Consider the following 24527-nt stretch of genomic DNA (forward strand, 5'->3'; position numbering starts at 1 on the left):
GTGCCATCGGTTTTATGGGGTTGTGAGCGTGGGGCAAAGAGCTAAAGTTTTCATCTGGTCGTGCCTGGGTGCGGCCCGCTTCCATTTGCAGGATGAAGATGATGCTGATGTCCGCCGCGCCCGATTTCGGTTCGATGAACCCACTCGTGGAAAGCCTGAAAGAGACGGGTATTGTCGAGGTCGCCCAGCATGGCTGGGACCGGCAGGGGCTGATCCCGCTCTGGTTCGGCGAGGGCGACCTGCCGACGCCTTCTTTCATCACCGAGGCGGCCGCCGATGCGATGCGCCGGGGTGAGACCTTCTATACCGACCAGCGCGGCATTCTCGATCTTCGCAAGGAGATCGCCGCCTATATGAACCGGACCTTCGACATTGCGCTCGACACGGACCGGGTCAGCCTGACCACCGGCGGCATGTCCTCCCTCGCCATGGCCATGCAGATGATCCTGGCGCCGGGCAACGAGGTGCTGGTGGTTGGCCCGATCTGGCCGAACATCTATTCCACGGTGGAGATCAATGGCGGCGTCAGCACCCATGTCTCGCTCAGCCTGCGGGACGATGACTGGCATCTCGACATGGACGCGCTGTTCGCCGCCGTTACCGACAAGACCAAGGCGATCTTCGTCAACTCGCCGGGGAACCCGACGGGCTGGATGATCGAGCAGGAACAGCAGCAGCAGATCCTTGATTTCGCCCGGGAGCGCGGCATCTGGATCATCGCCGACGAGGTCTATCACCAGCTCGTCTTCGACCGGGACGTGGCGCCGTCCTTCCTGCAGATCGCCGAGGATGACGACAGGCTGTTCGTCATCAACAGCTTCTCCAAGTCCTGGATGATGACCGGCTGGCGGCTCGGCTGGCTGACCCACCCGGCAGCCCTCGGCCCGACCGTCGCCAAGCTGGTGCAGATCGTCACCTCCGGCGTGCCGCAATTCCTGCATCGCGGTGCCATTGCGGCGATGCGCGACGGCGATCAGGTCATCGCTGACCTGCGCGCCCGCTGCCTGAAGGGCCGGGACATCGTGTTCGACCGGCTCGACGCCTGGCCCCGGATCAGCTCCGCCCGGCCGAAAGCGGCCTTCTATGCCTTCTTCACGGTCGACGGCATGGATGACTCGGTCGACGCCTGCAAGCAGATCATCGACACGTGCAATGTCGGCCTCGCCCCTGGCAGCGCCTTCGGGCCGTCAGGCGAAGGCTATCTGCGGCTTTGCTATGCCTCCGCGCCGGAACGGCTAACGGCGGCGATGGATGCTCTGGAAGGCATGCTGGGCGGGCCGAAAGCATAAGGCTTTGCGCCCGATTCCCGCTCCGCTATAGTCGTCATTGTTGGCATCGAGCCGAGGGCATCGCATATGGCATTGACACCGAGTGGACCGAGAAACGGCGGCGTAGGCGCGCCGAACGCCCGTGTCCGGCGCCCGGTCGTTCGACGTCCTGATGCTGCCACGCCTGCCCGCGTCGCCCAGCAGCAGCCGTTGCAGATCCCGAGCAGTGCGCCGACTCCGGGTTTCCGGCTGCGCACAGCTACCTCGGATGCTGATATTGAGCGGCAGATCAAACGGCTGATGGCGCTTCTCGCCAATGACAATATAGATCAGGATGCTCCGGCGGGCTCCTATATCAATTTCCTGATCTGACGCCGGATCTCGGGGCGGGGAGAGCGCATGCTCAAGCTCGCGACGGCTCAGCCTTCGATCTCATCTGATCTGAAAAAAAATGCCGCCAGAATATGCGATCTAATTCGGGAAGCGGCGGCGGTCGGCGCCGATTGCGCACATTTCCCCGAAGCGGCTCTGTCTGGCTATGTGAAATCCGAGATCAAAAGCTGGTCAGACGTCGACTGGGAAGCGCTGGAGGCTTCTCTGAACGAGGTTCGGGCATGCTGTGCCGAGACCGGTATCTGGGCGTTTGTCGGCTGTAACCATCGTCACCCGGACCTGTCGCGCCCCCTGAACAGCCTGCACATCATTGACGGGCATGGCCATGCCGTCGCGCGGTACGACAAGCAGTACTGTTCCAATGCGGAGATCACGGACTGGTACGCGGCGGGCAACAAGCCGATCACGGTCGATATCAGGGGGATTCGGCTAGGCTTCCTGATCTGTATCGAGGTTCAGTTCCCGGAACTGTTCATGGAATATGAGCGTCTTGGCGTGGATTGCCTCTGTCTTTCGTCCGGTCCTGGCTTGAAAACGTTCCGGATTCAATGTCAGGGCTACGCGGCCAGCAATTGCTTCTGGCTGAGTTATTCCGTTCCCCAAAATGCTAGCGATAAGCAACCGTCCTGTTTCATAGGCCCCGACGGAGAGATTCTGGCCTCATGCGGGTGCGCCGCATCAGGCCTGGTGCTTGGTGAGATCGATCCTACGAACCCGAAATGGGACATTCCGGTGAACAAGGCACGGCTCTGGCGGCGCAGGGCGCGCATCGGTGAAATCTATCGCGAACACAGGTTGAAGGAATAAGGGCACGTTGTCCTATTGCCGCCCTCAAGGGGCTCGGCTAACTTCCAACCATGTTCAAGAAAATCCTGATCGCCAACCGTGGTGAAATCGCCTGTCGCGTGATGCGGACCGCAAAGCGCATGGGCATCAAGACCGTCGCCGTTTATTCCGACGCGGATGCCGACGCCCTGCATGTCCGGACGGCCGACGAGGCGGTGCATATCGGCCCCGCGGCCTCTTCCGAATCCTATCTGGTGATCGACAAGATCATGGACGCGATCCGGCAGACCGGCGCCGAGGCGGTGCATCCGGGCTACGGTTTCCTGTCCGAGAACGCGGGTTTCGCCGAAGCGCTCGAAAAGGAGGGCGTCGCCTTCATCGGCCCCGGCATCAAGGCCATCGGGGCGATGGGCGACAAGATCGAATCGAAGAAGCTGGCGCATGCGGCGAAGGTCAGCACGGTGCCGGGCTATCTCGGCATCATGGCCGACGACACAGAAGCGGCCAAGGTCGCCCGGGAGATCGGCTATCCGGTGATGATCAAGGCCTCTGCCGGCGGCGGCGGTAAGGGGATGCGGGTCGCCTATAACGACGAGGAGGTGGTGTCCGGTTTCCGCTCGGCGGTGAACGAGGCCCGCTCCAGTTTTGGCGACGAGCGTGTCTTCATCGAGAAATTCATCGAGGAGCCGCGCCATATCGAGATTCAGGTGATCGCGGACAAGCATGGCAATGTCGTGCATCTGGGGGAGCGGGAATGCTCCATCCAGCGCCGCCACCAGAAGGTCATCGAAGAGGCGCCGAGCCCGTTCCTGGACGAGAAGACCCGGGCCGCGATGGGCGCCGAAGCCGTGGCCCTCGCGCAGGCAGTGGATTATTCCTCCGCCGGTACCGTCGAGTTCATCGTCGATGCGGACCGGAATTTCTATTTCCTGGAGATGAACACCCGCCTGCAGGTGGAGCATCCGGTGACGGAACTGGTCACCGGCCTCGATCTGGTCGAGATCATGATCCGCTCGGCGGCGGGCGAGAAGCTGCCCTTCACCCAGGACGACATCAAGATGACCGGCTGGGCCGTCGAGTCCCGGATCTATGCCGAGGACCCCTATCGCGGCTTCCTGCCCTCCACGGGCCGTCTGGTGCGCTATCAGCCGCCGCAGGAGAGCGAAACGGTGCGGGTCGATACCGGCGTCTATGAAGGCGCCGAGATTTCCATGTTCTACGACCCGATGGTGGCCAAGCTCTGCACCTTCGGTGACACACGGATCGAGGCGGTGGACCGGATGGCGGAGGCGCTCGACCGGTTCCTGGTGCGCGGCATCGGGCACAATGTCGATTTCCTCTCCGCCGTGATGGCGCATGAGCGGTTCCGCGAGGGGCGCCTGTCGACCGGTTTCATTGCCGAGGAATATCCGGACGGCTTCCATGGCGCGCCGGTGAGTGAAGAGATCGAGAACGCCATGCGCGCCGTCGCGGTGGCGGCGGAATGCGCCTATGCGGAGCGCAACCGGATGATTTCCGGCCAGACCCCCGTCGCCGACCGCATCCCGCCGCAGCGGGCCTGGAAGGTCCGCCATGACGATGAGGCGCAAGACGCGGACGCGGTATTGGTCGATGGCGGGTTCGACGTGACCATCGGTGGTACCACCTACGCCGTCCGCGGGGCGCTCCGGGCCGGCGAGGCTGTCTTCGGCGGCACGGTCAACGGCGCGCCGTTCCCGGTGCAGTTCGAGCGCAAGGGGATCGATTATCTGGCGTCCATCGCGGGTGCCCAGCGCCGCTTCACGGTGATCAGCCGGCGGGCGTCCGACCTGCTGGACCGGATGCCAAAGAAAGAGGCGGCTGATTTGAGCAAGTTCCTGCTGTCGCCGATGCCGGGCCTGCTGGTCTCTCTTGCCGTTGCCGAGGGCGATGCGGTCAAGGCCGGGCAAGAGTTGGCGGTGGTCGAGGCCATGAAGATGGAGAATGTGCTGCGCGCGGAGAAGGATGGCACGGTGGCGAAAATCCATGCCGCTGCCGGGGCCAGTCTCACCGTCGATCAGCAGATCATCGAGTTCGAATAATTGCATGCCTGCCGGAGGGATTTTGCAGGGTTTTTCCCTTGCAACTGCTCCGGAAACCCACTAATACAGCGCCCCTGAGATAGCACCGTCGGTGCAATCGGTACCGACGAACTGAGGATAAGTGACATGGCAGTTCCCAAGAGGAAAACGACCCCGTCAAAGCGCGGCATGCGTCGTGCCCATGATCGGGTAAAGTCTGATACGTATGTGGAAAGCGCGGATACCGGTGAGCTGCACCGCCCGCACCATATCGATCTGAAGACCGGCATGTATCGCGGCCGCCAGGTCCTGAAGGTCAAAGACGCCTTCTAGAACCGGCATGCATATGTGACGTGAAAAGGCCCCGAATGGGGCCTTTTTCCATTTTGGCGTCAGGGCTATCGTTTCCCCAATACTCAGGAAGCGTTGGGGGAGGCGAAAAAATGGCGGGAAATGCGGCGGCGCTGAGGGCGCGTCTGGCAACAGGGCGAATCCTGACGATTCCGGGCTGCTACGACGCGATGAGTGCGAAGCTGGTGGAGCAGGCCGGTTTCGATGCTGCCTATGTCAGCGGCTACGCGGTCAGCGCGACGCAGATTGGCCTGCCGGACGCGGGGCTGCTTTCCTACAGGGAAATGCTCGATCAGGCCCGGGATATCGCGGGTGCCGTCTCCATCCCGCTGATCGGCGACGCGGATACCGGATTCGGCAACCCGGTCAATGTCCGGCGCACAGTGAAAGGCTTCGCCGATGCCGGAATCGCCTGCATCATGCTGGAAGATCAGGTTTTCCCGAAGCGCTGCGGATTCGCCAAGGGCGTCGAAGTGGTGCCGCGCGGCGAGGCCCTGACCCGGCTGCAGGCCGCGCTCGACATGCGGGACGAGATCCGGGCCAGCGGCGGCGATGTGCTGATCCTCGCCCGCACGGACAGCCGCGTCGCGGAGGGGCTGGAGGAAGCGCTCTGGCGCTGCGAGGCCTTTGCCGACCGGGGCGCCGATATCGTCTATTTTGAAGGCCCGCAGAACCGCCGCGAGATGGAAGCGCTGTGCAGCCGCGTGCAGGCGCCGAAGCTGCTGGCCCAGCTCGAGCGTGAAGGCCGCCCGCTGCTCAGTCCGAAAGAGGCGGAGGCGATCGGCTATCAGTGTCTGCTGTTCGGAGTCACCCTTCTGAATGTCTCGATCCGGGCCATGCGGGACGCGCTCGCCCTGATGGCGCACGGCAATCATCCGGGCCCGGACCGGCTGCTGAGTTTCGACGAGCTATACGAGACGGTGGGGTTCGACTGGTATTACGGGCTGGAAGAGCGCTATCGGAGCGACTGACTCAAACCTTCCGCACCTCGCACCAGGAACAGCGTAGCGGGATCGAGCCGCTGACCGGGTCGCATCTTTCGGTCGGGATGGCGGCGTTCATGTTGGCCGCAAGGGCGTCGCCGCCTGTATTCGGCGTATCCGTGCTGTCGCTGACGGCCCAGCCATGCTGGGCGAAAACGGCGCCGGGGGCGAGCTCCTTGCCGAGTTTCGCGCGGGCGATGAACGTCCCGGCCTTCGTGCTGATCTCCACCCAGTCATGATCGGCGATCCCGCGTGCTTCCGCCGTGGCGGGGGCCATCTCCAGGATCGGATCCGGTTGCAGCCGTCTGAGCGACGGGATGTTGCGGTGCTGGCTGTGGCAATAGACAACGGTCTTGGCCGATCCGAGGCGGAGCGGGAAGGCGTTGTCCTCCTGTTTCGGAAGCTCTGCCCCATCGAGGCTCGGCACCGGGGCATAGCCATGTTCCAGCATCTGCTCGGAATAGATTTCCAGCCGCCCGGACGGGGTCGGGAAGCCGCTTGCGAGATGTGCCTCCAGCGCGACCGTTCCATCCAGCGTGACACCCTCCGGCGCGGCCCTGAGGGCGTTGAGGCCAATCCCAGAGGGGGCCAGGATGTGGGCATGCCCCTTGTCCGCGTCGCAATCGAACATGACGTCCGAGAGACCGAGCCGGCGGGACAGTTCCAGCACGATATCGGTATCGCTCTTCGTCTCGCCGACAGGCGCGATCACGGCCGGGCGGAGCTGGACCTTGCGCATGCCTTCCAGGCTTGCATCGAAGCCGTTGCGCAGCCCTTCACGCTCCCATGACGTTGCGACCGGCAGCACGATATCCGCATGCTTGGCGCTCTCGTTCAGGAAGAAGTCCGTATGGACGTGGAAGTCGAGCTTGCCGAAGGCCTCCCTGGCACGGGCCGTGTCCGGCTGGGAGGCGAGCGGGTTGCCGCCGAAGGAGAACAGCATGCGGACGGGATAGGGCGTGCCGTCAGTGATGGCGCGGTAGACGTCCCGCGCGGTGGCCCAGCCCTGCCGGCCGGGGCCGAGGGGGCGTTCGGTGAGGCCAAGCGCCTTCGCCTTCTGGCTGTCGCTCAGCAGATCATGCCCGGCGATGTCGTTGAATTTGGCGGCGGCGCCCGGAACATTGCCGCCCTTCCTGCCGTAGTTACCGGTCAGCCCGTAGAGCGTGGAGATCGCCCGGTCCGTCTGGGTCGCGGTCAGGCTTTGCCCTACGCCGTTCCAGGCGTAATAGGCCAGAGACGGGCTTTCGAAGAGGATGCCGGCGGCCTTGTGCAGATCGTCTGCGCTGATACCGGCAATTTCCGCGACCCGTTCGGGTGGATAGTCCGCGGCGGCGTCCGCGAGGGCCTGCAGTGCGGTTCGGCAGAGCAGGGTGCCAGTGCTGGCCTCTATGGTGTGTGAGCCGAACAGCTCTGCACCTTCCGGTGCATCCAGCCAGCACCCCTGTTGCGTATCGTAACGCAGTGGGGCGCCGCCCGCCGAAGAGGCTGCGAGCAGGATATCCGGGTTTCCCTCCGGCGTCAGATCGCTTTCCCGCAGGAGGCGGCCCGTTTCGGGATGCACCAGAAAGGCGGCGTTGGTCCATGCGCGGGCAAAAGCCTGATCGAACCGGCCGCTTTCCAGTATCAGCTGGATCAATCCCAGCGCCACGGCCTGGTCCGTTCCGGGGCGGACGCGCAGCCAGCAATCGGCGCGGCGGGCAAAGAGCGTCGGGCGCGGATCGATGACGACCAGTTTCGCGCCCTTGCGGATGGCTTTCTGGATCTCTGTCGAGCGGGCCAGCCAGGTCGCGGCCGGATTGTGGCCCCAGAGCAGCACGCAGTCCGTATGGGCGAAGTCCGGCGTGCCGATATCGGTGCCGTAGGTGAAGCGGGAGGCCACGTCCTTGTGCCAGTTGCAGATCTCCGTGCCGTAGATCGTGTTGGGGCTGCCATAGGCGCGGATGAAGCGCTCGATCCAGGAGATGCTGTCGGAAATATGCGTGCCGCTCGGCGTGGTGACGGAGAAGGCCACCTGCTCGGGGCCATGCGCGTCCCGGATACGGCTCATATGGCCGGCGATCTCGTCCAGCGCATCGTCCCAGGAGATCGGCTCCCATGTCGGCACCTTCGCGTCCTTGGGGGAGGTCCGCCGCAGCGGCCGGGTCAGCCGGTCCGGGTGATAGACCAGCTCGGGCGCGGCCTTGCCCTTGGGACAGAGCTTGGCGCCGCTCGGATGGTCCGGCAGCGGATCGATGCCGAGCAGCTTTCCGTCCTCGACAGTGGCCAGGCAGCCGCACCGTGAGCGGCACTGGGTACAGAAGGCGGGGATGCGGGCTTGTTCGGTCATGAGCGGGAACTCCCCAGGGGATAGCGGGAAAGTTTATCAAAATCGTCATCCCGGCCGGAGAGCCGGGACCCAGGTGATCATAGAACTATCCCCGCCATCCCTGGGTCCCTGCGTGCGCAGGAATGACGGTTTTAGATGGGCTCAGGCAGCAATGAGTGCGTTCAACTCATCCTCCGCGAACCCCAGCTTCCGGGCGGCGCCGAGGATGTCCGACCAGGCGGCGTCCGCCAGCGGCAGACCTGCGGCCTGGCGTTCCGCCATCACGCGCCGTTCATTCTCGCCGGGCACCAGCACTTCACTGTGGCCATCGGCCGTGCGGGCGCTTTTCACGAAGGCGATATAGGACTTGATCTCCTCCGCCATGCTGTCCTGGCCGTCGAACTTCTCGGTATCGATATAGATCGACAGCATGCCGTTGCAGAACCGCCGCCGCTCGGGTTCGTCCGGGCCGCCGGCGCAGCCGGAGCCGGTGAGGGCACCGGCCATCATCTCCATCATAAAGTTGAGGCCGGAGCCCTTGTGGCCGCCGAAAGCGGTGAGCGCTCCGGGCCCTTCATAGGGCATCGGTGCCTTGCCTTCGGGTACATCGCCATAGAGCGGCCAGGGATCGCTTGTCAGCGCGCCCTCCGCGTCGATCAGGGAGCCTTCTGGCAGTTTCTTGCCGCCCCTGAGAGCGACCAGGGCCTTGCCCTCGGCGACTGTGGAGGTGGCGAAATCATGCACCACCGGGTCCTGTCCCGCGACGGGGATGCCGATGCAGAAAGGGGACGTTCCCATGCGCCGCTCCCGGGCGCCGAACGGGGCGACGAGCAGGGAGCCGCGGACATTGACCATGTGCAGGGAGGCGACACCTGCCGCCGCCGCCCGTTCCGCCCAGTCGCCGATCCGGCCGAGATGGCCCGAATTGCGTAACGCGGTCAGGGCGAGGCCGTGTTTCTTCACCTTCTTCAGACCAAGATCGACGGTCTGCTCGCCGATGGTCTGACCGAAGCCGTAATTGCCGTCGAGGATCGCCATCACGTCGTTTTCCATGACGATCTCGACACTCTGGCCGATTTTCTGCCGTCCGCTCTCGGCCCATTCGAGATAGCGTGGCACCCGGATCACGCCGTGGCTGTCATGTCCCCGGAGATTGGCTCCGGTCAGCCGCTCTGCGATGCAGGCGGCCTCCGTTTCGGAGCAGCCGGCGCGCTCGAACATCGCGCGCACTAGCCGGATCATGACATCGGGGGCGACCCGGACCTCGTTTTGTCTCCCCATCAGGCACGCATGCCGCTCACGGCAGCGCTGACTGCCGCGGAATAGAGCCGAACGTCATTGGCCAGCGTCACCAAATTGAAGCCTTTTGCCAGCATGTTCTTGGCGTAGGCGTTATTGAGGCAGTGGATACCGGCCTTGATCCCGGCTCCCTTGGCGGCGGCGAGGATCTTGTCGATGGCTTCATGCATTTCCGGCTCGGCGCGGTCGAGACCGGGCTTGTGGCCAAGCGATATGGCAAGATCGCTCGGGCCGATATAGAGGCCCGTCAGCCCCGGCGTCGCCGCGATCTCGTCGACATTCGTCAGAGCTTCCTCGGTTTCGATCATCGCGAGGGTGACGACGGTCTTGTTCGCCTGGTCGTGATAGTTGCTGCCATAGATCATGCCGGCGCGGGTCGGGCCGGATGAACGGTATCCGTCCGGCACATATTTGCAGGCTCCGACGAAGGCCTCCGCGTCCGCCCGATTGTTGACCATCGGGCAGATGATGCCGAGAGCTCCTGCATCCAGGAGCTTCATGATAATGCCGGGCTCCAGCCAGGGAACCCGGGCCATCGGGGTGGCATTGGAGCCGCTCATGGCCTGCAGCATGGTCAGCGCGGCCTGATAGTCGACGAGGCCGTGCTGCAGATCGATGGTGACGGAGTCGAAATCCTGCGTGGCGGTGATTTCCGCTGTGAAGGTATTCGGGATGGAAAGCCAGGCGTTGATCGCCCCCCGACCGTCCTTCAGGCAGTCATTCAAGCGTGTTTTCATGGCCGGGCCCTCCCTAGAGCACTTCTTTGTTGATGATGACGTCCGGGTTCGGCTTGCCGTCGAGCACGTCGAGAACATTCTTGGCCGTCTGGCTGGCCATCCGCAGGATCGATTGTTCCGTCACCCCGGCGCTGTGCGGGCTGACGATGATGTTGTCGAGCTGAAACAGAGGATGCTCCGGCTTTGGGGGTTCGACTGCAAAGACGTCGAGACCGGCTGCGGCGATGGCACCGGAGGTCAGTGCGTCATAAAGAGCGTCCTCGTCGACCAGACCACCGCGCGCGGTATTGACCAGCACGGCGGAGGGCTTCATGGCCGCGAGCTGTGCCTTGCCGATCATGTTCACAGTGTCCGCACTTTTCGGACAGTGCAGGGTGACGAAATCCATCGCCGGCAGAGTCGCATCGAAATTCGCCACCGGCGTGCAGCCGGCTGCCTTTATGACGTCGTCATCGACATACGGGTCATACACGGAGACCTTCATGTCAAAGGCCAGCGCCCGTTTCGCGGTTCGGCTGCCAATCCGGCCGAAACCGGCGATCAGCAGCGATTTATCGGCGATGTCCTGCGCGCCCATTCCGAGCTTGATCCAGAAATTGCCGGACCGGGTCGCATGGTCGAAGGCAACGCTTTGCTTGGCCAGGGCCAGGATCATGAACATGGCATGTTCGGCGACCGAAACCGCATTGGAGGTGGCCGCGACACACAGCGGAATGCCGCGCTCGGTCAGGCAGGCGACATCCACGGAATCGTAGCCGACACCATGACGCGACACGACTTTCAGGTTCGGCGCGGCCTCGATCACTTTGCGCGGGATCTTCGTTGTCCGGACCGCGATCGCATCGGCGGCGCCGACATGGGCAAGCAATACCTCTTCGCTCGGCAGCTCAAGGACGGTGGTCTCGATATCGTCGCGGGCATCGAACTGCGACTGGCCGACATCGTGAAGCGTGTCGACCACAAGCACATGAAACTTGTTCTTCATTGTCATTCTCTCAGGCAGGTGAATCAGTGGATTTCGGCGGAGCCCGCCATGGCGGCCTTCAGCTTGTCGATGTCGAAATCCGGTGATTTGGCGGCATCGAGAATGACCTTCTCTTTCCGCTCCAGCAGGGCGATGGCGTCCGGCAGCTTCTTCACTGCGTCGGCGGGCACCACCACGGCGCCGTGCCGGTCCGCATGAATGATGTCGTCGTGATTGACCGCCATGCCGCCGACATTCACCGGCACGCCGAAATCGACGGGATGAACCCAGCCATGGCTCGGGCCGACCTTGCCGCCGAGGATCTGGAAGCCGGGTGCCGAGGCATCGACATCGCGGAAAGATCCGTTGGTGACGCAGCCGAGACAGCCGAGACCCTTGTGGACGTTGGTGTTCACCTCACCCCAGAAAGCACCGAAACCGGGCTCCGGGTCGAGATCCTGCAACACCACGATGCGGGGCAGCGCGCCCTCCGCGACATAGGTGTAATAGGCGGCGCGGGTGGCCCTGGCATCGCCTTGTGGCGGCGTCACGGCGCGCATCGTGGCGGTGCGGGCATAGCCGCAGATCGGGGGCAGGGACGGATCGAGCGCGACCAGCGGCATGGTGGTGAAGCCGATGGTCCGGCGCTCAGGTGTGACGACCTCAAGGCCGTTGCAGATCGTGGGTGTATCCCACTCCGTCAGCTTGCGCAGATCGGCTAAGGTGATTTCGGACATGTCCTCCCGTCCCATATAAGTTGCTATTGCTTGAGTGTTTTCTTGCAGCTTAGTCATGGCCTACCAGACAGTGTAGCGCCCTTTTGGAAACTATCGTCTTAAACCGGGGACCGTATCTCATGAAGGAACGCAAGCGCATCGGGCTGATCGCCCATGATGCCCGCAAACCGGCTCTCAGGAGTTTCGTGCACACTCACAAGGGCCGGTTCGCCAGGCACGATCTCTACGCAACCGGGACAACCGGACAGGTGATTTCCGAGGATACTGGTCTTGCCATTCATTGCCTGAAAAGCGGCCCTCTCGGCGGCGATCAGCAGATGGGGGCATTGATCGCGGAAGGCGGGCTCGACATCCTGATCTTCTTCACCGACCCGATGACATCCATGCCGCATGATGTGGACGTGAAGGCGCTGCTGAGGCTTTGCACGCTCTACAATGTCGTGCTTGCCTGCAATCAGGCGAGCGCCGATTTCGTGCTCGGCAGCCCGTTGTTCGACACTGTGTACGAAGCTGCCACGCCGGACAATGAAGGCTACCTCAAGCGGGTGCTTCCCTGACGGGGATGGCTGTGCCATTTCGGCACGGATTCGACTTTCGGTTCCGTTTTGGTGTGTCTGCGTTGCATCAGTTTCATTCGATGAAATGCGCTTAAAATCTGTCGTGACTCGGGGAACCGTCAGCCAAAACAGAATAGTAGGTCTTTTTATTGATGCAGTGATTTATCCGGGATTGTCTGGAGTTTCTGCATCAGTTCGGCGTCGGCTGGGAGTATTCGCGCGCGGCCAGAAATTTTGGGTTGGAGAGTTTCAGTTTCTCCTCGGCGAGAACGGTCAGCAATGTGTGGACCGGTCCGGTGAGGGAGTTGTCGTAGAGACCTTCGCGCAGCTCGCGGGTCAGGTCGCGCGACAATATGTCGAGCTTGGCTTCGGCGTCGTGTCCGGCCCGTTCCACATTGTCCTCGCCATAGAGTCCGGCAAATCCATCGAGCACGCGCTGGATGCCGTCGCGGTCGGCGTCGGCTTCCAGTTCACGGACCGCGGTTGAAAGCGCGCTGGCGATCATCAGGCCAAGATATTTCCTGTCCCCGTCGAGGGCGGGCAGGATGTCTTCCTGGAAGGCAGCCAGGGCTGTTTCGACCAGGGCTTTTCTGCCGGGCGCTTCAAACATTGGCGCGGGTCCTTTCGATGCCGGCGATCTGCTGCAGAATATCGAGCTCCATTTCTGCTGCTTTCCGCCCTGTGAGCGCGAGCTCAATCGAACGTTCGGCGCCGGAATTGTGCCGCTCGCCCTGAAGCAGGGCGATGGCGCCCCAGCGCACGGTGGCAAGCACTTCCCAATACGGCACCAGAGACCAGTCGAGTGGCGATCCGGCCTCTTCCTCGTATCCGGCATAGAGATCGCTCCGGCTGCCAATGCCACCTGCCTCGCGCTCGTCCGAACCGAAGCGCCAGCAGCGCGCGCAAAACCAGCCGATATCTTCCAGCGGATCGCTCCACCCGGCGAATTCCCAGTCCAGCACGCCGGTCAGTGCTCCATCGGACACCATGTAGTTCCCGGTCCGGAAATCCCGGTGACAGAGCACGGCCGGGCTTGGTAGGGGACGGTTCAACTCCAGCCAACGCAGCCCCCATTCCAGTGCCGGATAGGCATTGGGCAGGCTGTCGAGAAAGCCGTAGAGCTCGGAGATTCGCCGGGCAGCTGGATTGGCCGGAGCGTCGCCGAGGAAATCCAGATCCGGGCAGGGCGGCCGGATGCGATGCAGGCGGGCCATTTCCCGGCCGATTTGCCGGGCAAGGTCCGTGCGGTGCGGGTCAAGGACTGTATCGCGGGTGAGCAGGCGGGGGTTGGCCGTGCCGGCCGCCTTGCGCATGACATAGTAAGGTTTGCCGATGACCGAGCCTGTCGGCTCGAGCGCAAGTGGCTCGGGCACGGTCATTCCGGCCTCGAACCCGGCGGAGAGCAGGCGGAACTCTTCCACCCGGCCATGGCTTTCATCCACCCCGGAGGCAGCGTCGGTGCGAAGCACGACCTGCTCCAGCCCGTCCAGATGCCCGCCCCGGACATCCAGATCCAGCCGCCAGTTCTCCTGGATGGCGCCGCCGGAGAGCAGTTTCGCTCCGGTAATGTCGAGCTTTTCGGCCCCTGTTTGTGCGCGCAGCCACTCAGCTACGGCGCCCTGCATTCCCGTATCCATACTCAAGCGTCACCCCAACGTCACTCGGGCGTTCCGGCCCCTTTTTTAGCTGCCGATTAAGCCGAGTGGGGACCTGCTTTGCAATGCCCGATTGCTGGACCGGCGCAATAGGGGCATTCCCGCTTTGGCACGGGTGAGATCGGCGGAAGACGCTATGCGGAAGCTGCCGCCCCCGCTTATGCTGCGACCTCTTTCAAAGCTATTGGAGCGAACGGGATATGGATATCAAGCGCTATCGCACGGGCGAGCGGATGAGTCAGGTCGTGGTCCACGGCAACACGGTCTATACGGCGGGCCAGGTGGCCCAGAACGCGCCGGGCGCCAGTGTCGCCGATCAGACCAAGGATATCCTGGCGAACCTGGATGCATTGCTGGCCGAGGCCGGGACCGACAAGTCCAAACTGCTGACTGCCACGATCTGGCTGAACTCAATGGACGATTTCGCCGAGATGAATGCTGTTTGGGACGGCTGGGTGGTGGCCGGATCTACGCCGTGCCGGGCCTGCGTCGAGTCGCCGAAGCTGGCCAGCCCGAAATATACCGTCGAGATCATGGCGATCGCCGCGCTCTGATTTGCGGATCTAGTACGAGTCGCCGGCGTTTCTGGCCCAGTCCAGCTGCGCCGGCGTTTCGATCGTCCCCGGACGGGCATTGCGCACCGTCTCGACCGCGTCATCCGGCGTCGACCCGCATGCCATGAGCAATCTGGCAGCCATCATGCCGCTGCGGCCGAAACCAGCCCGGCAGTGGATCAGGACGCTGCCGCCGTTTTTCAGTCGCGCGGCCAAAATCGTCTCAAGGGCGGACCAGGCTCTTGTATCGACGTCCGACGGGATGTCGAAATCACGGATCGGAAAATGCGTCCAGCTTACGGCATGTTTCAGAAACACATCGTGCATGTGCGGCACGCCATGTTCGGAGAGTTCCTCCCCGGTGGCCAGAGTCAGAACGGCATCGATCCCAGACTGTGCGATCCTGCCGACCGTCTCCTCATCCTTGGGCATCGGGCCGAGGATGAGCGTTCCTGTCGTTCCCGGAACCGGGATTTTCGTGGCGCCATATTGTTCCATCGCGCGATGCTATCCGGTGAAATATGAACAGGGGATGAACGGAACGCTCAATCGAACGATTCCATGTCGGCTGCCGCCGAGCGATCATAGCCTAGGCTGGCCCGCAGTAATTGGCGGGTGTAGGCCTCGGCCGGCTCCGCCGCGCGCAGCTGGGCGACGGTCAGTTCCTCAACGATCCGCCCTGCATTCATGACCGCGAGCCGGTCGCACATATGGGCGATCACGGAAAGATCGTGACTGACCAGCACAAAGGTCAGCCCGCGTTCCTGCTTCAGGCGTTGCAGCAGGTTCAGGATCTCGGCCTGCACCGAGACGTCGAGCGCCGATGTCGGCTCGTCCAGCAGCAGGATCTCGGGCTCAAGGATAAGCGCGCGAGCGATGGCGACGCGTTGGCGCTGGCCGCCCGACAGTTGATGCGGATAGCGGAACCGGAAGGTGGGGCCGAGGCCGACGGCGACCAGAACGTCGCTCACCCGGGTGTCGATATCGCTCATGCCGTGTATCTGGCAGGGCTCGCTCAGGATGCGGTCGACGGTATGGCGGGGATGCAGCGAGCCGTAGGGATCCTGGAACACCATCTGGACGCGCTTGTAGAACGGTTTTCCGCGTACCCGTCCGAGGCGGGTGCCGCCAATCTCGATGCTGCCGGTCCAGTCCGCATTCAGGCCGCTCATGGCGCGCAGGACCGTTGACTTGCCGGAGCCGGACTCGCCGACCAGGCCGAATGTCTCTCCCTCGGCGACGTCGAAGGAGACGCCGCGCACGGCATGCACGATCTCGTCATCTGCGCCGAAGCGGACATCGAGATCTGTCACGGAAATCAGCGGCATTGTGCCGGCCTCACTTGAAATAGGCATCGACACCGGGCTCCGTTTTCCAGCTTTCCTGACGCTCGAGCACCGGCAGCGGGCCGGGTTTGCGATCAAGCCGTGGCAATGAATTGAGTAGCCCGCGGGTATAGGGATGCTGCGCCTGGTCCAGCTCGTTCGCCTTGCAGGTTTCCACGATCTGGCCCGCATACATGATGATCACCCGGTCGCAGAAGGAGGCGACGAGATTGAGGTCGTGGGAGATGAACATCAGCCCCATGCCGCGCTGGGTGACGAGGTCGTCGATGATCGCCAGCACCTGCATCTGCACGGTGACGTCGAGCGCCGAGGTCGGCTCGTCCGCAATCATCAGGTCAGGGTCGGGGATCAGCATCATGGCGATCATGATACGCTGGCCCATGCCGCCGGAGACCTCGTGCGGGTAGAGCGACAGCACGCGCTCCGGATCGCGGATTTTGACCGCTGCCAGCATCTCGGCCGCCCGCACCTTGGCGTCGCGGAACGAGGCACCGGTATGCACCCGGTAGGCCTCGGCGATCTGCTCGCCGATGGTCATCACCGGGTTCAGGGAATATTTCGGGTCCTGCATGACCATGGAAACCCGGTCGCCCCGGATATCCCGCATCTGCTTCTCGGTAAGCGTCAGCAGGTCGTGCCCGTCGAACTCCATGCGCTTTGCGGTGATCTCTCCCGGCGGCCGGATCAGCCGCAGAACGGAACGTCCGGTCATGGTCTTGCCTGAGCCGGACTCGCCGACGATGCCGACTTTTTCCCGGCCGACGGAGAAGCTGATATTGCGCACGGCGTCGACAATGCCTGTGCGGGTGTGGAAGCGGACCGAGAGATCCTCAACGGTCAAGAGGGCGCCGTCCTTGGCGCCGGTTGCGCCGCTCATTGGCTGCTCCGGGGATCGAGAATATCGCGCAGCCCGTCACCAAGAAGGTTGAAGCCCAGGCTGACGATGAAGATGGCGAGGCCCGGCATGGTGGCGACCCACCACTGATCCAGCAGGAATTTGCGGCCGGCGGAGATCATCGCGCCCCATTCCGGGATCGGCGGCTGCGCGCCGAGGCCGAGGAAGCCGAGGCCGGCGGCGGTCAGGATGATGCCGGCCATGTCGAGGGTGACCCGGACGATCACCGAAGACAGGCAGAGCGGCATCACATGCCCGGCGATGATGCGGACGGGCGACGCACCCTGCAGCCTGATGGCGCTGATGTAGTCCTGATGGCGCACCGTCAGGGTTTCCGCCCTTGCGAGCCGCGCATAGGGCGGCCAGGAGGTGATGGCGATGGCCAGTACCGCGTTCTCGATCCCGGGGCCGAGGGCGGCAACGAAAGCCAGCGCCAGCACGAGACGGGGGAAGGCGAGGAAGATGTCTGTCAGCCGCATCAATACGGTGTCCGTCCAGCCGCCGACATACCCGGCCAGGGTGCCGACGACCAGCCCGACGATCGGCGCGGTGGCGGCCACCAGCGTGACGATATAGAGCGTGATGCTGGCGCCGTGGATGATCCGGCTCAGGATATCGCGGCCGAGTTCGTCCGTGCCGAGCAGATGGCCGGGCGAGCCGGGCGGCTGCAGGCGGTTTGTCAGCTCCTGCGCCAGGGGATCGTGCGGAGCGATCCAGGGAGCAAGAGCGGAAACCGCGATCAGCATCACCAGGATGGCAAGGCCGAGCAAAGCGAGCGGGTTCCGGGTCAGCGAGAGCCAGCCGAGATAGGCCTGTACCATCCGGGCATGGCCGCGCGATGCCGGCGTGTCGGTGGTCAGCCAGGCGCGGAGGCCGGGCTTTGCGGGAATGAGTGTGTTTGCTGTCATGATGTCTGGGTCCGGCTATCGGGCGCGTGGATCGACGAGCCGGTACAGCAGGTCGGAAAGCAGGTTGAGGCCGACAAAGACCCCGCCGACGACAAGGGTCCCGCCAAGCACGGCGTTCATGTCGGCGGAAAGCAGGCCGGCGGTAATGTAAAAACCGAGACCGGGCCAGGCGAAGACCGTTTCCGTCAGCACCGATCCTTCAAGCAGCTGGGCATAGGACAGGGCGATGACTGTGATCAGCGGCACCATGACATTGCCGAGGGCGTGGCGCCAGATCACCTGAAACTCGGAGATGCCCTTCACCCGGGCGGTGGTGATGTATTCCTGGCTCAGCTGCTCCAGCATGAAGCTGCGGGTCATCCGGCTGATATAGGCGACGGAGTAATAGCCGAGCACGGCCGCCGGCAGGATGATATGCGAGAGCGCATTGCCGAAGATCTCGAAATCGCCGGCCAGCAGGCTGTCGATCAGGATCACGCCCGTGACGTTCGGCACCACATCCTCGAAGAAGATGTCGAGACGGCCCGGCCCGCCGACCCAGCCAAGCACGCCGTAGAAAACCAGCAGGCCGATCAGGCCGAGCCAGAAGACCGGCATGGAATAGCCGAAGAGGCCCAGCAGGCGGACGACCTGATCCGGCCAGCGGCCCTTGTTGACGGCGGCGACGACACCCATCGGGACGCCGAAAATGATGCCGAAGAAGGTGGCGATGGTCGCCAGCTCCAGGGTCGCCGGGAACACCCGGATGATATCCTCCGCGACCGGTCGTGCGGTCAGCAGGGAGGTGCCGAGATCGCCCTGCAGGACGTCGCGGATGTAATAGAAGAACTGGATATAGAGCGGTTGATCCAGTCCCATCGCCTTGCGGGCGGCCTGATAGATCTCCTCGCTTGCCTTGTCGCCGACGACGGAAAGCGCCGGATCGATCGGCATGACCCGGCCGATGACGAAGGTGATGAACAACAGGCCAAGGAACGTGACGGCGACGGTTGCCGCCGTCCGGAAAATGGACCGGAAGATACGCGGGGAGAGGAGCAGCGCTCCTCTCCCCGTCGTCAGTGATGTGTTCAGTGCCATACGGCAGCTTTATCCCGGAAGGTTACTTCTTCACTGTCCAGTAATAGACGTTGGACACGGCGCTGCCGGTATAGAAACCGGTGACGTTCTTGCGCAAGCCCGTCTGCTCGATTTTCTGCAGCATGATGACGAACGGGCTGGTTTTCTGATGTTCCGCCTGAATCTTGCGGTACATCTCGGCCCGGGTGCCGCGGTCGCTTTCCTGAACGGCGGCTTCGGTTTCCTTGGTCATCGCCGGGATGTCCCAGGCGTTCCGCCAGGCCAGCTTGCCAGTGTTCTTCGCCTCGAAGGCGTTGTCCGGGTTGTGCGCGAAGGTGTCGGCGTTGGTATGCGGATCCGGATAGTCCGGGCCCCAGGCGCCGAGATAGATCTCGTGCTTGCGGGCACGATAGGCGCCGAGGATCTGCTTGCCGGTACCGACTTCAAGGGTCGCCTTGATGCCGACCTTGGCGAAGATGTTCTGCAGGGACTGGGCGATCTCCAGCCGTTCCTGGGCGTTGCGCACGAAGATCTTGACCTCGAAGCCGTCCGCTTCACCCGCTTCCGCCAGCAGGGCTTTCGCCTTTTCGACGTCGAGCTTGTACGGCTTGTCTTTCAGCTCACCGAGATAGGTCAGCGGCAGAAAGGCCTGGTGCACGGTGTACTGGCCGCGCAGGAAGGTATTGGCCATGCCTTCGTAGTCGACCAGATACTTGAATGCTTCCTGCACTTTCGGCTTGGCCAGAACGGGCACGTCCTGGTTCAGGGAGAAGTACATGATGCGGCCGCGGAGATCCTCTTCAACCTTGACGCCGTCACTGCCGGCGATGCCGGCGATATCGTCCGGGGACAGGTTGCGGGCAGCGTCAATGTCGCCTTTTTCGAGCAGCAGACGCTGGGTGGCGGATTCCGGAATATGGCGCATGAAAACGCGCTTCATCGCCGGGGCGCCCTGCCAGTAATCGCCGTTTGCCTCCAGGACATAGTTCTCGTTCGGCTTCCAGCCGCGCAGGGAATAAGCACCGGAGCCGGCGGAGTGGGTTTTCAGCCACTCGTAGCCCATGTCGCCGTCTGTCTCATGCTCCATCGCCAGTTTCATGTCGACAATGCTGCCGATGGTGGCGCTGAGGCAGTTCAGGACGAAGGATGTCGCGTATTTCTTGTCCGTTTCCATGACCAGGGTCATGTCGTCGGTGGCCTTGATCTTGTCCTTGACGTTGTCGGCGGTGAAGCCGAACTGGGTCAGGATGAAGGACGGCGTCTTGTTCAGGATGACGGCACGCTGCAGCGAGAAGGCCGCGTCATTGGCCGTCACCGGATTGCCGGAGTGGAACTTGACCCCGGCGCGCATCTTGAAGGTATAGGTCTTGCCGTCCGCGCTCACCGTCCAGCTTTCCGCCAGGCCGGGCTTGTAGCCGCTGGTCAGATCCGCCGGGTTGAAATTGACCAGCGTGTCATAGACGTTATTGGCGAGGTCGCCGCCGGCGAACTCGAAGATTTCTGCCGGATCGAGGGAAACGATGTCGTCGATCCGGTTGGCGACGACGAGCGTGTCTGCGGGCGTTGCCGCGAATGACTGCTCGAACGTTGCGGGCAGCGCCACGGAAGCGGCCAGTGCCGCGACCGCGAAGCTCTTTGCCAGTGCGTTCATGTGAAGCCTCATGAAGTTGCGTTTTTATTGGTTTCTTTTCACGATCCGAAAGGATCGGTGTCGGGCAGCCTAGACGCTGGCGACGGCGATCTCAAACACTTGTTCAGTGCGATGCATCAAATCCGGGTCGGAACGGCCTCAGGAGGCGATGTAGAGGCCGCCATTCACATGAATGCTCTCGGCGGTGAGAAACGCGGCGCTCTCGCTGCACAGGAACGCCGCGACTCCGGCCACGTCCTCGGGCGTCCCGAGACGACCGAGCGGTGTCATCTTCAGCATGTCCCCGCCGCGTTCCTGCATCAGTCCGCGCACCATCGGGGTGTCGATCAGGCCCGGCGAAATGGCATTGCAGCGAATGCCCCGGCTTGCCACCTCCTGCGCGAGTGATCGGGTGAGGGCGAGGACGGCACCCTTCGCGGCCGCATACGGCGCGTGGCCGAAGCTGCCCCGGTGGCCCGCCATCGAAGCGATGTTCACCACCGCGCCGCCATCCGGCATGTGCGGCAGGCAGGCCCGCACGGCATGAAACACACCGTCGAGATTGACTGAAATGCCCCGCTGCCAGACGTCGTCCGCCATGCCCTCCACGGTGCCGTCCTCGTAGAGCCCGGCGCCGGTAACGACAAAGTCGATCTGCCCGAACCGGTCCCGGCATGCTGCGGCGGCACGGCTGACAGCGTCCGGATCGGAAACATCCAGTGGATGGGTTGCAAGAGGAACCCCGTTGCCGATTTCACCGGCAAGTGCGGCGAGGCTTTCCGGGTGCAGATCGGTCAGGAACAGATTGGCGCCGGAGGCGGCGAAAAGTTTGGCGATGGCGCCGGGTATGCCGCCTGCGGCGCCGGTCAGGAACAGGGTCCGTCCGGTGAAATCGTAGGATACGGTTTTTGACGCCATGGTCCGAATCACGCCGTTTCCGGATCATCGAGTGCGATGATCGCGGCCCGCAGATCGGCGGGAATAGGCGCTTTCTCGCCGGTCTCGTTCACCACCATGACGAAGAGCTGGGTCGAGCTGTTGCAGCAGCCGTCGGCATCCCAGGTGGCATAGGTCATCACCAGACTGGTATTGCGCATGGAGACCACGCGGCCGGTCACGCAGACCGGCGTATGATAGGAGAGGCCGCGCAGATAGTCGGTCTCAAGATGTTTCATCACCGGGCCTGGGACGTTCATCGCGTGACGGGGATGGCCGAGAACTTCGAAATAGAGGTTCCGGAGACTCTCGTACCAGCTCAGGTAGGTTGTGTGGTTCACATGGGCGAAGGCATCGCAGTCGCGCCATTCGACCAGTCTCGGGATGGCGAAATGCCAGTCGTCCGAGATGTGGAACCGCTCTTTGAGGGCGTCCGTGACGGCGTAGTCCGACAGAGTGCCATACTGGCCCAGATCCGTGCGCATTTGCTCTAGCGCTCCATGAAGGCGACACGGATGCCGAGGAAGATCAGCAGGCCGCCGAACACCCGGTTGACGAGTGTCTGCCCGCGTTCAAGCAGATTCCGCACCATGCTGCTGTCGAGCGTATGGACGAAGAACAGCCAGAACAGCGCGCTCACCGACATCATGATCAGGACCAGCAGCGAAGTGGTCGCCGTCGAGGTTTCCGGGGTGATGACCATGGTGAAGACACCGAGATAGAACAGTGTGCCCTTGGGGTTGAGGATGTTGTTCAGGAAGCCCTGCAGGAACCAGCTCTTGCCGGCGTTCTTTTGCAGCCCGGCCTTTGTCTCCGCCGAGAGCGCCATGTCCCTGGCGCGGAAGCTCATGATGCCGATATAGATGAGGTAGGCGGCGCCGGCATATTTCAGGATGTTGAAGGCCAGGATGCTTTCGGAGATCAGCCAGCCGATCCCGATGGCGCAATAGGTGATGTGGACCATGTTCCCGGCCAGCACGCCGAGCGAGGACTGCAATCCTCCGGCGCGTCCGCCGACAAATGTGTTGCGCATCACGATCACCATGTCCGGACCGGGACTGATCATGACAAGCAGCGTGATACCGAGAATGACGAGTATCTGGTCGATCACGGCGCTATCTCCCATGTTGAAGGAAGAGACTAGCCGCGCCGGTACAGCCTGATCCAGCCGCAAATCCGGAAATAGTGCGACGCTGGTTCAACCGCTTCCGGGATTTACATCAGCGCGCTGGCATTCTCCGCCGCCAGGGTGATCCCGATCACGAGGGCGATCAGTCCGATGACGCCCTGGATGGCAAGATTACCGGCTTTCAGGCTCTTGTGCGTCCAGTGCAAGGGCACGGCGATGACGGCGGAGAGAAGGCCCATGCCGATCATGCTGCCGATGCCGAACAGCATGACGTAGAGGATGGCATTGGACGGGGTGTCGAGACCGACCGCTGTCATCATCAGGATCGCGCCGGAACCAGCCAGGCCATGGACCATGCCGATGGAGATTGTGCCGAGCGGCAGGCCGCGGCGGTGCGCGTGCTCCGCCGGGCCATGTTCCGTTCGCTCGCTTTCGCCGGTGACGAAGTGGATGTGGGCTTTGCCGTCGGAGTGTCTGTGGACACGCCAGGCGCCGCCTTCGCGCCAGAGCCGGAGCAGGACACGGGCACCGAGGACCACAAGCAAGATGCCAACGCCGAATTCGAAGACCGAACTCCACTTCTCATCGACGCTGAGTCCGAACCCAATCATCAGCCCGGTCACGGCGCCGAGGATCAGCGAGTGACCCAAGCCCCAGGCCAGGCCGTGATTGACGGCACGGCGGACCGAAGTCCCCGAGGTGACCATGCTGGAAACGGCCGCGACATGGTCCGCCTCAAAGGCGTGCTGCATTCCGATCAGGAAGCCGAGCAGCAGAATTCCGGTCATTCGATCCTCTTAACTCAACTGGTTTAGCGCCGGACCCTGGTCCGGGGTGCTGCTGTCTTGTGTCTTGATTGCGTCCTGATCCGGCGGCGATGGCAAAAGCCGGCAGATCACGCCTTTGCGGAAAACCGGCGGTCTGTTGCGCAGTTTGGGAACCCCGTGGGGCGAGGCGGCGACGGCGCGGGCCGCGGCGACCAGTTCCGCGCCGTCGCGCATGGCATTGACGTCGCCCAGCACATAACTCCAGAGGCCGGGTCCCCTGAGCGCGACGGTGACCTGGCGGTCGCATACGGCCATGCATTCGATCGGGCGGACGGTGATGCCATCCTCCCCGGCGCAAAGTGCTTCAACCTGCTCAAGCAGAACGCGTCCGTCGCCTTCCGGATCGTCCGAACGGCGGCACGCAGTGCAGATGTCGATGGTGACGGGATGCAGCGGACGACGAGGATCGTCGTCCGCTATTGATGTATCGCTCACGCGGCTGCTGCGTCGTGGGTGCCGGAGCGTTCCCAGACAAAGCCGGCGATGCAGCCGGTTGCCGCCCAGGTTACGGCGTGCACCACCAGCGAGGCGGCGGCGAAGTGTCCGGAAAGCTCCGACGGCACACCGCTGATATAGCCGTCCGCGTGCGGAGCGCCGATCACATGGGGGATGGCGATCAGGGCCAGACCGGCGACGATCGCAAGCGGCGTGGAGACGCGCAGTGCCAGGAACAGGCCGGCGGCGGTCGCAAGGGCCGTGCCGATCCACCAGACCTGCCGGTCTTCCAGGACGGCAGCGGCCGACCCCGGAAGTTCCGGGCTGAGGCCGAGGGCCGGTGCAAGGCCGGTGGCGGCAAAGGCGGCAGTGCCCCAGATCAGCCCTGTCCGGGCCGTGATCTTTGCATTGCTGAGCACCATCGCGGCCAGCAGGATCATGGCAAACCCGAAGGTGGTTCCAATCGTGGCAAGCGAGGTCGAGATCGTCCGCTCCAGGCCGTCTTCCGGAGCCCAGGTTTCCCCGGCGCCGTGCGGTTCGGTTCCATGCGCGAGATGCACGAAAGCGTCCGCTTGGCTCCTGGCGAAATGCGCGACGAGGATTTCGCCGGCACTTGCTGTCTGGCCTTCGTAGCGTTCGGCTTCAAGAATCAGCGGGGTTGTGGTCACGGCCTGAAGTGCCGCGACCAGAATCCCAGCGACAAAGCCGGCGGCGAGCGCCGACTTTATGAACTTCAT

Annotated in this window: 27 protein-coding genes; 8 read left to right on the forward strand and 19 right to left on the reverse strand. The window is 63.2% G+C overall.

The genetic code is table 11. The features are described from left to right. Positions 1-98 precede the first annotated feature (98 nt). The 6 genes from RH950_RS07130 (at position 99) to RH950_RS07155 (ending at position 5808) form a co-directional block, all read left to right on the forward strand. Complete coding sequence (locus tag RH950_RS07130; RefSeq protein WP_350055127.1) at positions 99-1289, forward strand: pyridoxal phosphate-dependent aminotransferase; 1191 nt, start codon at positions 99-101, stop codon at positions 1287-1289. A 66-nt stretch (positions 1290-1355) separates the two neighbouring features. After that, a complete protein-coding gene (locus RH950_RS07135; protein WP_350055129.1) occupies positions 1356-1640 on the forward strand; it encodes a hypothetical protein in 285 nt (94 codons plus the stop codon). 27 nt (positions 1641-1667) lie between these two features. Then, positions 1668-2468, forward strand: a complete 801-nt coding sequence (locus RH950_RS07140; protein WP_350055131.1) for a carbon-nitrogen hydrolase family protein — start codon at positions 1668-1670, stop codon at positions 2466-2468. Positions 2469-2518: 50 nt separating this feature from the next. After that, positions 2519-4507 carry an acetyl-CoA carboxylase biotin carboxylase subunit gene (locus tag RH950_RS07145; protein WP_350055133.1) on the forward strand — a complete coding sequence of 663 codons (1989 nt, stop codon included), beginning with the start codon at positions 2519-2521 and terminating at the stop codon, positions 4505-4507. Positions 4508-4633: 126 nt separating this feature from the next. Beyond that, on the forward strand, positions 4634-4819 hold the full coding sequence (gene rpmF / locus RH950_RS07150; protein ID WP_350055135.1) for a 50S ribosomal protein L32: 186 nt from the start codon (positions 4634-4636) through the stop codon (positions 4817-4819). Positions 4820-4929: 110 nt separating this feature from the next. Continuing rightward, positions 4930-5808, forward strand: coding sequence for an isocitrate lyase/PEP mutase family protein (locus RH950_RS07155; RefSeq protein ID WP_350055137.1), 879 nt, complete (start codon positions 4930-4932; stop codon positions 5806-5808). Position 5809: 1 nt separating this feature from the next. Here the strand turns inward: RH950_RS07155 and RH950_RS07160 are convergent, their stop codons facing one another. The 5 genes from RH950_RS07160 to RH950_RS07180 all read right to left on the reverse strand — a co-directional run bounded on the left by RH950_RS07160 (position 5810) and on the right by RH950_RS07180 (position 11862). Further along, complete coding sequence (locus RH950_RS07160) at positions 5810-8146, reverse strand: molybdopterin-containing oxidoreductase family protein (RefSeq protein WP_350055139.1); 2337 nt, start codon at positions 8144-8146, stop codon at positions 5810-5812. A gap of 141 nt (positions 8147-8287) precedes the next feature. Beyond that, positions 8288-9406 (reverse strand): malate/lactate/ureidoglycolate dehydrogenase, encoded by a 1119-nt coding sequence (locus RH950_RS07165; protein ID WP_350055141.1) that lies wholly within the window; start codon positions 9404-9406, stop codon positions 8288-8290. After that, positions 9406-10161, reverse strand: a complete 756-nt coding sequence (locus RH950_RS07170; RefSeq protein ID WP_350055143.1) for an HpcH/HpaI aldolase family protein — start codon at positions 10159-10161, stop codon at positions 9406-9408. Before RH950_RS07170 ends, RH950_RS07165 begins: the two co-directional genes overlap by 1 nt. 13 nt (positions 10162-10174) lie before the next feature. Next, positions 10175-11146, reverse strand: a complete 972-nt coding sequence (locus tag RH950_RS07175; protein ID WP_350055145.1) for a hydroxyacid dehydrogenase — start codon at positions 11144-11146, stop codon at positions 10175-10177. A 23-nt stretch (positions 11147-11169) separates the two neighbouring features. After that, a complete protein-coding gene (locus RH950_RS07180) occupies positions 11170-11862 on the reverse strand; it encodes an RraA family protein (protein WP_350055147.1) in 693 nt (230 codons plus the stop codon). A 119-nt stretch (positions 11863-11981) separates the two neighbouring features. On the opposite strand from RH950_RS07180, the gene RH950_RS07185 reads away from it, so the two are divergent. Then, positions 11982-12419: a methylglyoxal synthase gene (locus RH950_RS07185; protein WP_350055149.1), complete on the forward strand. Its 438-nt coding sequence runs from the start codon at positions 11982-11984 to the stop codon at positions 12417-12419. Positions 12420-12609: 190 nt separating this feature from the next. Here the strand turns inward: RH950_RS07185 and RH950_RS07190 are convergent, their stop codons facing one another. Both RH950_RS07190 and RH950_RS07195 read right to left on the reverse strand, forming a co-directional pair. Further along, on the reverse strand, positions 12610-13029 hold the full coding sequence (locus RH950_RS07190) for a DUF6285 domain-containing protein (RefSeq protein ID WP_350055151.1): 420 nt from the start codon (positions 13027-13029) through the stop codon (positions 12610-12612). Next, positions 13022-14044 (reverse strand): phosphotransferase family protein, encoded by a 1023-nt coding sequence (locus tag RH950_RS07195; RefSeq protein ID WP_350055153.1) that lies wholly within the window; start codon positions 14042-14044, stop codon positions 13022-13024. The genes RH950_RS07190 and RH950_RS07195 overlap by 8 nt, the downstream gene beginning before the upstream one ends. A gap of 230 nt (positions 14045-14274) precedes the next feature. Between RH950_RS07195 and RH950_RS07200 the strand changes: the two genes are divergently transcribed. Further along, entirely contained in the window at positions 14275-14628 is a 354-nt protein-coding gene (locus tag RH950_RS07200) for a RidA family protein (protein WP_323795905.1), read from the forward strand. 9 nt (positions 14629-14637) lie between these two features. On the opposite strand, the gene RH950_RS07205 is transcribed toward RH950_RS07200, so the two are convergent. The 12 genes from RH950_RS07205 to RH950_RS07260 form a co-directional block, all read right to left on the reverse strand. After that, positions 14638-15126 carry a phosphatase domain-containing protein gene (locus tag RH950_RS07205; protein ID WP_350055155.1) on the reverse strand — a complete coding sequence of 163 codons (489 nt, stop codon included), beginning with the start codon at positions 15124-15126 and terminating at the stop codon, positions 14638-14640. Positions 15127-15173: 47 nt separating this feature from the next. Then, the gene (locus RH950_RS07210; RefSeq protein ID WP_350055157.1) at positions 15174-15983 is read right to left on the reverse strand and encodes an ABC transporter ATP-binding protein; all 810 of its coding nucleotides are present in this window, start codon (positions 15981-15983) and stop codon (positions 15174-15176) included. Continuing rightward, positions 15967-16851 carry an ABC transporter ATP-binding protein gene (locus RH950_RS07215; RefSeq protein ID WP_350055159.1) on the reverse strand — a complete coding sequence of 295 codons (885 nt, stop codon included), beginning with the start codon at positions 16849-16851 and terminating at the stop codon, positions 15967-15969. The genes RH950_RS07210 and RH950_RS07215 overlap by 17 nt, the downstream gene beginning before the upstream one ends. Then, a complete protein-coding gene (gene nikC / locus RH950_RS07220) occupies positions 16848-17777 on the reverse strand; it encodes a nickel transporter permease (protein WP_350055161.1) in 930 nt (309 codons plus the stop codon). The genes RH950_RS07215 and nikC overlap by 4 nt, the downstream gene beginning before the upstream one ends. Before the next feature lie 15 nt (positions 17778-17792). Further along, positions 17793-18854 carry an ABC transporter permease gene (locus RH950_RS07225; protein WP_350055163.1) on the reverse strand — a complete coding sequence of 354 codons (1062 nt, stop codon included), beginning with the start codon at positions 18852-18854 and terminating at the stop codon, positions 17793-17795. 22 nt (positions 18855-18876) lie between these two features. Beyond that, positions 18877-20484 carry an ABC transporter substrate-binding protein gene (locus tag RH950_RS07230; RefSeq protein WP_350055165.1) on the reverse strand — a complete coding sequence of 536 codons (1608 nt, stop codon included), beginning with the start codon at positions 20482-20484 and terminating at the stop codon, positions 18877-18879. Positions 20485-20622: 138 nt separating this feature from the next. Continuing rightward, positions 20623-21381, reverse strand: a complete 759-nt coding sequence (locus tag RH950_RS07235; RefSeq protein ID WP_350055167.1) for an SDR family NAD(P)-dependent oxidoreductase — start codon at positions 21379-21381, stop codon at positions 20623-20625. Positions 21382-21389: 8 nt separating this feature from the next. Continuing rightward, complete coding sequence (locus RH950_RS07240; protein WP_350055169.1) at positions 21390-21884, reverse strand: acyl-CoA thioesterase; 495 nt, start codon at positions 21882-21884, stop codon at positions 21390-21392. Positions 21885-21889: 5 nt separating this feature from the next. Continuing rightward, a complete protein-coding gene (locus tag RH950_RS07245; protein WP_350055171.1) occupies positions 21890-22510 on the reverse strand; it encodes a LysE family translocator in 621 nt (206 codons plus the stop codon). Between the two features lie 104 nt (positions 22511-22614). Then, entirely contained in the window at positions 22615-23316 is a 702-nt protein-coding gene (locus RH950_RS07250) for a HoxN/HupN/NixA family nickel/cobalt transporter (protein WP_350055173.1), read from the reverse strand. Positions 23317-23325: 9 nt separating this feature from the next. Next, positions 23326-23790 (reverse strand): DUF1636 family protein, encoded by a 465-nt coding sequence (locus tag RH950_RS07255; protein WP_350055175.1) that lies wholly within the window; start codon positions 23788-23790, stop codon positions 23326-23328. Then, on the reverse strand, positions 23787-24527 hold the full coding sequence (locus RH950_RS07260; RefSeq protein WP_350055177.1) for a CbtA family protein: 741 nt from the start codon (positions 24525-24527) through the stop codon (positions 23787-23789). Before RH950_RS07260 ends, RH950_RS07255 begins: the two co-directional genes overlap by 4 nt.

Source organism: Nisaea sp. (genome assembly GCF_040217065.1).
In the GTDB taxonomy this organism is placed as follows: domain Bacteria; phylum Pseudomonadota; class Alphaproteobacteria; order Thalassobaculales; family Thalassobaculaceae; genus Nisaea.